This window comes from Steroidobacter sp. (genome assembly GCF_016790065.1).
Classification (GTDB): domain Bacteria; phylum Pseudomonadota; class Gammaproteobacteria; order Steroidobacterales; family Steroidobacteraceae; genus Steroidobacter.
The window spans coordinates 1-10,286 of sequence record NZ_JAEUPY010000774.1; the positions used below are offsets into that span (position 1 = coordinate 1).

Annotated in this window: 9 protein-coding genes and 2 tRNA genes; 3 read left to right on the top strand and 8 right to left on the bottom strand. The window is 59.7% G+C overall.

Translation table 11 applies throughout. From position 1 onward, the window contains the following. Both JNL55_RS31330 and JNL55_RS31335 read left to right on the top strand, forming a co-directional pair. Positions 1-615 (top strand): hypothetical protein (locus JNL55_RS31330; RefSeq protein ID WP_293863863.1); only part of this gene is annotated, 615 nt, incomplete at its 5' end. Between the two features lie 113 nt (positions 616-728). Then, complete coding sequence (locus tag JNL55_RS31335) at positions 729-1,289, top strand: hypothetical protein (RefSeq protein ID WP_293863866.1); 561 nt, start codon at positions 729-731, stop codon at positions 1,287-1,289. Positions 1,290-1,314: 25 nt separating this feature from the next. Here the strand turns inward: JNL55_RS31335 and JNL55_RS31340 are convergent, their stop codons facing one another. Genes JNL55_RS31340 through JNL55_RS31355 form a run of 4 tightly spaced genes read right to left on the bottom strand, consistent with a single transcriptional unit; the run spans position 1,315 to position 7,256 of the window. Further along, positions 1,315-3,267 carry a serine/threonine-protein kinase gene (locus JNL55_RS31340; protein ID WP_293863869.1) on the bottom strand — a complete coding sequence of 651 codons (1,953 nt, stop codon included), beginning with the start codon at positions 3,265-3,267 and terminating at the stop codon, positions 1,315-1,317. Positions 3,268-3,294: 27 nt separating this feature from the next. Then, complete coding sequence (locus JNL55_RS31345) at positions 3,295-3,849, bottom strand: general secretion pathway protein GspB (protein ID WP_293863872.1); 555 nt, start codon at positions 3,847-3,849, stop codon at positions 3,295-3,297. Beyond that, the gene (locus JNL55_RS31350) at positions 3,846-5,795 is read right to left on the bottom strand and encodes a hypothetical protein (protein ID WP_293863875.1); all 1,950 of its coding nucleotides are present in this window, start codon (positions 5,793-5,795) and stop codon (positions 3,846-3,848) included. The genes JNL55_RS31345 and JNL55_RS31350 overlap by 4 nt, the downstream gene beginning before the upstream one ends. 15 nt (positions 5,796-5,810) lie before the next feature. Continuing rightward, positions 5,811-7,256, bottom strand: a complete 1,446-nt coding sequence (locus tag JNL55_RS31355) for an Hsp70 family protein (protein WP_293863878.1) — start codon at positions 7,254-7,256, stop codon at positions 5,811-5,813. A gap of 447 nt (positions 7,257-7,703) precedes the next feature. Between JNL55_RS31355 and JNL55_RS31360 the strand changes: the two genes are divergently transcribed. Beyond that, a complete protein-coding gene (locus tag JNL55_RS31360; protein WP_293863881.1) occupies positions 7,704-7,922 on the top strand; it encodes a hypothetical protein in 219 nt (72 codons plus the stop codon). Between the two features lie 92 nt (positions 7,923-8,014). On the opposite strand, the gene JNL55_RS31365 is transcribed toward JNL55_RS31360, so the two are convergent. The 4 genes from JNL55_RS31365 to lon form a co-directional block, all read right to left on the bottom strand. Then, a tRNA-Asp gene (locus tag JNL55_RS31365) sits at positions 8,015-8,091 on the bottom strand. 69 nt (positions 8,092-8,160) lie between these two features. After that, positions 8,161-8,235, bottom strand: a tRNA-Val gene (locus tag JNL55_RS31370). 87 nt (positions 8,236-8,322) lie between these two features. After that, the gene (locus JNL55_RS31375; RefSeq protein ID WP_293863883.1) at positions 8,323-8,595 is read right to left on the bottom strand and encodes an HU family DNA-binding protein; all 273 of its coding nucleotides are present in this window, start codon (positions 8,593-8,595) and stop codon (positions 8,323-8,325) included. Positions 8,596-8,798: 203 nt separating this feature from the next. Continuing rightward, a partial coding sequence (lon, locus tag JNL55_RS31380) for an endopeptidase La (protein ID WP_293863886.1) occupies positions 8,799-10,286 on the bottom strand: 1,488 nt, incomplete at its 5' end.

Below are 10,286 nucleotides of genomic sequence, written 5' to 3' on the forward strand. Positions count from 1 at the left end.
AGCTCGCGCACGCAAGAAGCCAGTGACACCGCGGCAGAATCACAGCAACGAGCTGATTCTTCGGCGGGCGCGGCGAACAGCGCGCTGTCTCAGGCCCAGGCTGCAGCCCAACAGACTGCTAGCGTCGCACAGGAGGCCCAAAGTCATTCGCGCGAGGCAAACGCCCAACTTGCTCAAGCCCAACAGCATCTTCAAGAAGCGACGCGCTTCGCGCAGCAGGCCGACCGAGAATCCGAACGAGCCAACGCACAGGCTGAACATGCCAACGCCGATGAGCAAACGGCGCTCAGCGCTTCCGAAAATGCGACGCGCGCCTTCGATGAAACTCGACTGGCACAGCAGCAGACCGAGGATTTGCATCAACTGGCCAGCTCGGTGATCGAGCAAATTCAGGGTCTTCGCGGGGAGGCAAACGCCCTGGCACAAGAGATCCGTCAACTGCAGAGCGACACCGAACGCTATGCCGAGGACATTCGACGCCTGCGGGAACAAGCCGGCGACGATGAACAACGTGCCGAACGCGTCGTCGAGGAGCTCGGCAGAACCTCCTCCAATGCCACCCGTCACGCATCCTCCGCCCGAGAGTTCGCGAGCGAGGCACGAGCCTACTTGTAATGCCGCTCACTTGATCGTGCCAATGCACATCGTGATGCACGGACATGCCGATTCAGCCAAAGTCGTCGATGCGATTTGCGAGCGCGCCCCTCATCGCAGCAACGTTGCTGCTGATGGGCTCCATCAGCCCCGCCATCGCCCAACAGGGTGTCCCGAGCGTCGAGTCTCTGGAGAAGCAGCTTCGAACAAAGCGGACGGCCCGAAAGGCTGCAGCGCAAGCCGCGACGTTGACGGCTCTTCAACCCCTCATCGGCGAATGGACCGGCGACGCGCACGGTGACGATTTCGAATGGCGAGCGTCGACCGGAACCTGCCGAATGACATCGCTATATTCGTACACAGTGAAGTTCACCGACATCGAACCATCCACAGCGACGGTTCGAGGCACCTTCCGGCGCTCATTTCGGGCTCAGAAAGCCATCAATAGCGCCACCATGGCGTGCATTCGATCCTCACCCAGGGGCTCATCACTCGGAACAATCAGCGCCAATCGGCAGGACGATTACGAAATCGTCGTGGTAGCTAACATTCATATCGAGGAGTGCCAGCAATCCTGCGATCAGGGCTGGAGTGGCGGCGACCGGGTCAAGCGCCATCTGACGCTTCGCGACGGGACGCTTCGCTATTCAGACAGCAACGGCGCATTGATCGCGGTGTTGAAACCAAAGAAATGACGGTGGCTGCTGCTATTGTTTTGTGTCACTCAAACTCCGCCTGAAGCTGCTTCGCGCTCTTGGCACGCTCTAGCGCGGTCTGCGCCACTTCCAGCTCATCCGCAGCCAGCTTCCGCTGCGCGATCACCGCGTAGTTCGACGATATTTGCTCCAAGAACTGGCGCGTACCTGCCTTGATACGACCGATCAACGCCAGGTAAGAATCGTGCGCGGCAACGACCTCACCGGCGTCCAGCAACCGATGAGTTTTATCGAGCTGAATCAGGTCCTGCTGTAAGACCACCGAGCCATCGCCACCGAACGAATCCATCACCTCGCGCGCTCGTCCGGCAAGAACGCCGAGAGCATCGCGCGCTGTCAAAGTCGCCTCCAACCGATCGGATGCGGTCAGCATCGATGTCACCATGCCGTAGGCCATTTGAAATGCCGCGGCCGCCTCAACCGCCTGACCATCCTTGAGATGAGACTCACCGAGTGCTTGGTGACCTTTAACCTCGACGATAGCTTCGGTTCCGAAGAGTCGGTTGCGTGAGATTTCCCGAATCTCCGAAGCCAATCGTGCCCGGGCACGCGCGGTCGCCAGCTGTGCGCGCAGCGAATCGCGCTCTGATTCAGAGCGGACCGAAGCTGCCTTGTCGCTCAGCCTTTCCACCAACGCTTCAGCGCCGCGTGCGGCCTCATCCAGCTCACGCAGCTTCACATCGATGCGCTTCAATACCTCTACAACCTGCGCTTGCGTTCTGATCGCCTCGACACGTGCCCGCTCTTGAGCCGCTGAGTCCGGCAACCAGCCTCGAATCGCCGGCCCCGCAACCATGAACACGGCGGCCAAAATGGCGGCGGCGGCAACACCAACAACCGACCAGCGAACGACACCATTCAACGCGCGAGACCGAAGCGCGGCATCCAAACTCTGCAAATCCGCGAATCGCGCGTCGGGTACAGGGTTGATCGCCTTCATGATTGCAGCCGAAAGGTTGCTGGGCACATCGCTGCGAAGTGCTCGCGGGGTCTGCGCAGCGCCTTGCGGAAGCCAGCCCGTGAGCAACTCGTAAAGAATGACAGCGAGCGAATACTGGTCAGCGCGAGCGTCTACCTGCTTCTTCCCCATGAACTGCTCCGGCGCCATGTAGTACGCGGTGCCGAGTGCCATGCCGGTTTTGGTGAGTTCGGTATTGGAGAACGTCCGCGCGATGCCGAAATCCATCAGCTTCAGCTGCCCTGACTCATCGATCCAGATGTTCTCCGGCTTCAGGTCGCGATGCACGATACTACGATGCGCATACTCTAGCGCTGCGATGAGTTGCTGAGCATAGGCGAGCACCGTGTCGATTTCGAACCGCGTGCGCGTGAGGGCCTGGGCGTCGATTCGCTGGCGCAACGTCTGTCCGGCCAACAACTCCATCGTCAAATAATAGTAGGGCTCGCTGACACCGACATCGAACACCTTGACGATATTGGGATGAGACAATTTGCAGGCAATCTTGGCCTCGCTCAGAAAGCGTTCTTTGGCTTTGTCACTGCCGAGCAGATGAGGCAGTAACACCTTCAACGCAATCGATTCCTGCTTGAGCTCATCGAAGGCCTCGTAGACCGCTCCCATGCCGCCCTGGCCGATGACACGACGCAGTTTGTAACGCTGAGCGAGTACCAGGCCTGGTCGTAGCCCCAACTGCGCGGCATCGGCGCGTTCACCCACGCGGGTATACGACGGCGCCGCACCTGGAAGGTCGGCAACTTGCGTGTACGAGAGCGCGGCAGGTATCTGTGCAGACACATGACCACCACTCATCAAAAGTTCGTACGCCGTGATTGCCTCACCGATGGCGCTCTCATACTTCGCTCGCAAGCCGTCGGTAGGCGCGGCAGCAAGTCTTTGCTCCAGCTCATCGCGCTTTGCGTCGAAAGCCGCGCGCACCGCGTCTGCACCGTCAGCGCTGCGGAGACCTAGCAGGCGAGTCGCTTCTTCGTAGGTCATGATTCCGACCCGGAGTATCGATGCATCTCAACGGCGCTTGGCTGCACCCGGTCGCGCCGACTCGAGTTCTTGTATCTTCAGCTTGGTCGCTATCACTTCGGGATGCGCATCGGTGTAGCTTTTCTGCAGATCCTCCAGGCGAGCCCGCTGCGTGCGCAATTCTTCGTCATCCTCCGAGCGCGACGCTGCATCTTCGGTCTCGTCCCGCGATAGGAACACTCGCTCGGTCCCACGAGCCAGCCGAACGCCGTCCGCATCGATGGACACAACCTTGAAGCCATTCGGCAAATCGCTGCCAACCAGATGTTTGCGCATATCGATGAACACGAAGCGTTCCGAGGGGTTCGCGGAATAGACGTGAATATTGAGTTTCATATCAGCCCGGCCAGCGATCGATGCCTCGCCTTGAGCTTTGCTCTGCCCACGCTTCGCATCCTGAAGTTGCTTTCGTTTCGCTTGCTCTGCCTGTTTGTGCTGAAGCTCCCGCTCCAGTTGCTCGATGGACGGTGGCGACGTTGTTTGTGACATCGCCAGTGCCGACCAGAAGATGCCGCAAGCAAGCATCGCAGCACGCACGTTCATCGAACTCCTCCCAGACAGGCGCGAATGGCTTTGTCACATTCTCGACGCAGCTCAGTACAATCCTGCTCGAGCTTCTGCATCGCCGAGCGCTGCGCATCTAGATCCTTGATACGCTGATCGATGATCCGAATCCGATCGCGCGCCGACTGACGTTCACGATTCTGTTCTGATGCTCGGTGCTGGGACACCTGGCGGGCGAAGTCGTCGAGACGCCGCGTTACCTCCCGGCGCAGCTGCTCGAAATGGTCCGTCAGTCGCGACATCTTTTCCCGTTGAGCATCCATCAACAACCGTTGCACCTCGGTACGCAACTGCTCCTTGACCTTGTCGACTTCCTTCTCCAGCCGTTCCGCGTCCTCCTTTTGCCACGACCGATAGGTCCACAACACGCCGCCGATGAATACGATCAGGAACAGCAACCCGAAGGGAGCCAGCAGCGAGCGCGCATTGGAGTTTCCCGATAACAAGCCAATGAACAAAGAGAGCGTCATGAGTGCTGCAAACAATAGTCGCCGGCCCTCTGCCAGACGTTGCATGAAACCGCGCTTCGGTATCTCGCCCTTGTAACGGACTTGCACTCTGAGCACCTCCCCCAGAACCTCTCGCAGTGCGCGCTCATCGGGGGGATAAAAATCGATCCGCAACGGTGAGCCAAACGCCTTTTCCGCCATCTTTTCGAACTGGGCCTGAGCCGCGCTCAATCCGTCCCGGCTCAGCACCAGGTCTTTGGCAAGCTGATCCTTGGCGGCCCGCCTCGCCGCCTGCGTAAGGTGCGTGAGGTAACTATCGCTTACCGTCAGCTGCAACACCTTGTGACCGGGCGTCTGACTCAGATCCGTGACTTGCAGCGTCTGCAGCGCCTCGTCCAATGTCGCCGCGACCGCGCCGCCAACCAACATGGCTTTACGATTGAGCTCCTGCACACCTTTTTGCAGGGTCGTGAACTCCTCCTGCAGAAAATTTCTCAGCCCATCCGCGGTGGCACGGCCCGTAGCATCAGTGCCGACCTCGACCGCGCCTTTCTCCGTGCGTTCTTCCTTTTGCTTGCGCATGCGCAGTTGCCGTCGATTGGCCTCATAGCGCTCGTTGAGCGCATCCACAGCAGAGCGTACCCCGCGAGATAGTTGTGACTCGAACAGCGCTCGACGCGCTGGATCCTGCGGATTCTGTAGAAACGGCGGCAGTGCGGTATCCGTCGAGATCACGATCGGGGAACAAACGATCCCTGAACCTCGCAGGCGAGCATCAGTCCACCAGCCCCGCGCATCGAGGCTACGCGACTCACCCTCGCCAATGACCACGAGCGGCCACACCACATCCATCGAAGGCACGAGCGCCTCCAAGGCAACGAGATCTTCGTCGCTCAAGCGGGCCTCCCGACCGGCTGCAATCGCGAGCGCATTACAATCGCGAGAAATGCGGTTCAGCACCGCGTTATCGTCTGCGACGATCTTGACGTTCTCCGGCATGAGCAGCCTCACACCTTGCAGTCCGGCAGCCGCGGGAACGGCCAGGCGGAGCGGCTCGACCCAGGTGTCGCCGTCACCCTGCCGAATCACGTCCGCTTCTTTCAGCGCATCGATCAAATGCTGGACGTCGTCGAACTCGCGACGGCTGCCCCGAGGCCCCTCCAACACGTAACCTCTCTCCCGCAGAGTCAGCTCCAGCAGCCCGAGATTACGCGTCGCTTCTACGGACAGCAGCGAGAAATCCAGGCCGATGATCCAGCGCAGGATGTCCGTGCGAGCAGCCTGCGAGAGACCCAGCACACACAAAGTGAACGGCGCTTCCGATTGACCTCGCTGCACCGACTGGAAATGTTGTAGCAAGGGCATCTCAGCCTGCCCGCGCTCCAAACTCTCCGCCAACACGGTGCCCTGATCGGCCACTCGGCGGAACAATGCCGACACCGCTGCGCTGGAGTCCGGGCGAACGATGGTGTTCAAGGGGGACTTCCTTCGTTATTCGTTGATGCGTAGCCCGGCGAGCCAGCCTCGTTGCTCGCGTAACGCGTTGGAGGCGACGTCGTCTTCAGCACCGAGTTGCCGCTCCATGACTTCGTTGGTCGACGGATCCCGCGCGACGACGACCGCCATCCCCTCGCTGTCGTAGCGCAACTGAATCTCGATCGGGTAGTTTTTCCGAGGCTTGCGAATGGGGCCGAATGCAAATCGACCCAAGCTGCTTTCCTGCCCTTCGCTCTTGCACTGTACGACTTCAATGACCAGGCGCGTTTGGTCGGGACGAGTCGTATAGAACGTCGCCACATTGCTCGCCGGCAGCGGAGCATTCCGCGGTATCAACACTTGCACCGTGGGACGCCCGGTCGCTTTATCGGCAACACGGATGCCGAGGTCGAACGCCGCAATCTGGCGCACCTCGGGTCCCTCGCCGTCCGAGTCCAACCTTCCAGCCCCAGCCAACAGCGCTGCACCGTATGCAACCGCCTGATGCGGTTGTTTGCAAATCAACTCCTCCGCCGCTTTACCACTGCGCCGCCTCAGTGCGTCGTGCGCGATCGGCAACAACGATGAACCGCCCACCTGCAAGACCTTGTCGACCATCGACCATGACAATCCCGCACCGAGTAGCGTCCGTTCGCAGACCTGCAACGTCTGCTCGACCAGCGGCTCGATGAGTTTGTCGAACTGACTCCGCGTGATAGTGAAATCGAGCGTGCGACCCGACAGCAGCAGCGTCTTTCTCACCAATCCACGCCCGGGTTTCGATAACTGAATCTTTGTCTCGTTCGCGAAGCGCCACAACGTGGCTCTGGACACAGGATCCTCGAGCGGGCTGAATCCATGTTGGCGCTGAAATTCCACCGCGACCTGGCGCATCAGCCGCTCGTCGATGTCCTTGCCGCCGACGGCCACGCCATCGGTGGCAATGGCAAACACACCTTTCGGCGATGCTTGTAACAACGTAGCGTCGAACGTGCCGCCACCGAAGTCGTAGACGAGCAATGTCTGATCGCGAACCGACTCGGAGAGTCCGTAGTAAACCGCTGCCGCGACCGGCTCTTCAGCGAGAGTGGCTGAAGGTAGTCCCGCGAGCGCCACCGCAGCCTTGGTGCCTTTGCGTTGAGCGTCGTTGAATGAGGCCGGCACCGTTACGGTCACGGAGCCGATCGATTCACTGGCGAAGGCCCCGACATCACGAAGCATCTTTCGCAGAATGATTGCCGAGATCCCCTCGGCCGTCCACGAACGCCCGAGATGATCGGTGTACACCGGATCGGACTGCCCCAGGTTCAACTTGGCGAATCTGGCCACCGCTAGCGATGGGTCTTCCTGCAGCAGCTCTTCGAGCACGCTCCCGACCAAACAGCCCTGCGGCCCGACGTGAACTACGCTCGATGTTCGGAACTCGTTGGCGTCATGAAAATCAGGGAACAGCGTTGGCACTCCCTGCGCGTTGAGGTGCGCGGCCAGGGAAAACGTCGTTCCGAGATCAATGCCTAGATGAATCACGAAGGTAGGACGGTTGGTGACGCAGTTGAGACAATGGCTTCTGTTGTCGACGAGATAAACTTCAGCCAACCATTCCGCGCTCCCCATCAAGCCCTGACAGCGTCCCAGTCAGTACTATCAGTTACTCCGGGTCGTGCACTCTTATTGATAGAGCATCAGGCCAGCTCTGCCTACCTTAGAGCAAGTCCGCGAGGTTCTTATTATCGTTGATAGTAGCGGAACCGCAGCTGTCGTGTCACAGAGTACAACCGAGGCGCGACAACCGTAAAACATTCCGACATCACGTGCATTTGTCCGCGCTTGGCAATCTACAAACCTAACCGAGCGCCTCTCGTTGCGAGCTGCTCAAATCTTCTTTCATTCACATCAGCGTGAGCTGGAATGGTGATTGGTCATCCACCGCAGTGGATCGCTGAACAGCACAGCCACAGCGCGATCACGATGTTTACTAGCGATGCGGCGTGGGTGCGCGGCGCGCAGCCGCATGATGTGGAATCAGTTCGTCGCGCGATGAACTCAAAAGCGACAACGACTATATCCAGTCCGACTGATGAGTTTGGCAGCGAATTCTTCACTGCCGCGCGGCGCATGAAGCACTGAGAAGCGCGTTCAAGGCGGCGAATTTGGCAGTAGATTAAGACCATCTACTGCCAAAACCCAGGCTCAAGTGCCTGATATTAGAGATTCCTAATTGGCGGAGCGGACGGGACTCGAACCCGCGACCCCCGGCGTGACAGGCCGGTATTCTAACCAGCTGAACTACCGCTCCAGCAAGCAAGAATCTCTATATAAACATCTTCACCCCTGGAAGGGTGCAACTCACCGTGTCACCGGAAGTTGGTGGGTGCTGAGGGGATCGAACCCCCGACATTCGCTGTGTAAGAGCGACGCTCTACCGCTGAGCTAAGCACCCGTCCGTACTTGATCAGTACTCGCGTAACCCGCTCAATCAGAACCCTGGCGAGCGAGAGGTGTTTACACCCCCCGTTTCGAAGGCGCGCTAATTTACAGCATCCTTCAGAGCCTTACCAGCTTTGAAACCAGGAACTTTAGTGGCGGCGATTTCAATCGTCTCGCCAGTGCGCGGATTACGTCCAGCGCGGGCCGCACGGGCCTTCACCACGAACGTGCCGAAGCCGAGCAGCGACACGGCGTCACCGGCCTTGAGGGCCGCTGTAACCGCATCGAAAACCGCATCGACGGCACGCGTTGCTTCAGCCTTTTGCAGGCCGGTCTTACCGCTCACAGCGTCGATCAGTTCCGCTTTGTTCATATCCGGTTTCCTTCTTGTAGAAAGCCCCACTCCAACCACGACCCAACATCGATGGCGTGAGAACGGGGGCGCGTTATAGCAGCGGGCGGCGGAGAAAGGAAGCGCAGTGCCGCGAGCGCCGTTGGTTCATTGTAATCGGGTTGGTGCCGAAGCGGCCCGGAGCGCGGTAATTCGCCGCGGATCCGGGCCAAATTCAGCCTGTATCAATGCGCCCTAACTTGTTTGCTGGAGCGCTTGGCGACGCGCCGGGAGCGTGGTTTGTCATTGCCACGCGACGGCTCTGCCGCGACCGCCGAAGGCGCCGGCATGTGTTTGAGTGCTACCTGCAACACCTCGTCGATCCATTTGACCGGCTTGATCTCCAGGTTGTCCTTGATGTTCTGCGGAATCTCCGCCAGGTCCTTGGTGTTGTCGTCCGGGATCAGCACGGTACGAATGCCACCGCGGTGCGCGGCGAGTAGTTTTTCCTTCAAACCGCCGATCGGGAGCACCTGGCCGCGCAAGGTGATTTCGCCGGTCATGGCCACATCCGAGCGCACCGGCACCTTGGTGAGCGCCGAGACCAGCGCCGTGCACATGCCGATACCGGCGCTCGGGCCGTCCTTCGGCGTCGCGCCCTCGGGCACGTGGATGTGCACATCGACCTTTTGGTAGAAGTCCGGGTCGAGGCCGAGCACGGCTGCACGGCTGCGTACGACCGTCATGGCGGCTTGGATGGACTCCTGCATCACCTCGCCCAGCTGGCCGGTGTGCGTGAGCTTGCCCTTGCCGGCGACGATGGCGGACTCGATGGTCAGCAATTCGCCGCCCACTTCGGTCCACGCGAGGCCGGTGACCTGCCCGATGTGATCCTGTTCCTCGGCACGGCCGTAACGGAAGCGACGCACGCCGAGATACTTGGAAAGATTTTTCGGCGTGATCGAGATCTGATTCGGTTCGTCCTTGGTGAGCAACTGCTTCACCGCCTTGCGGCACAGCTTGGACACTTCGCGCTCGAGGTTACGAACGCCGGCCTCGCGCGTGTAGTAACGAATGATGTCCAGCGTGGTGTTTTCGGAAACCTTCAGCTCGTTGTCCTTCAAGCCGTTCTGTTTCATCTGCTTGGGGATCAGGTAACGCTGCGCGATCGCGGACTTCTCGTCTTCGGTGTAACCGGGCAGACGAATCACTTCCATACGATCCAGCAACGGTGCCGGAATGTTCAAGCTGTTCGCGGTACACACGAACATCACTTCGGACAAATCGAAATCCACTTCGAGGTAGTGATCGGCGAAGGTCGAGTTCTGCTCCGGATCCAGCACTTCGAGCAGCGCCGAGGACGGATCGCCACGGAAGTCCATGGCCATCTTGTCGATCTCGTCCAGCAGGAACAGCGGATTGTGCACGCCGGTCTTGACCATGTTCTGGATGATCTTGCCCGGCATGGAGCCGATGTACGTGCGGCGGTGACCGCGAATTTCCGCTTCATCGCGCACGCCACCGAGTGACATGCGTACGAACTTGCGATTGGTGGAACGCGCGATCGACTGACCGAGGGAGGTCTTACCCACACCCGGCGGACCGACCAAGCACAGGATCGGGCCCTTGAGCGTCTTCACGCGCTGCTGGACGGCGAGGTACTCGACGATGCGTTCCTTCACCTTCTCCAGGCCGTAGTGATCTTCATCGAGCACTTTCTCGGCCAGGTTGAT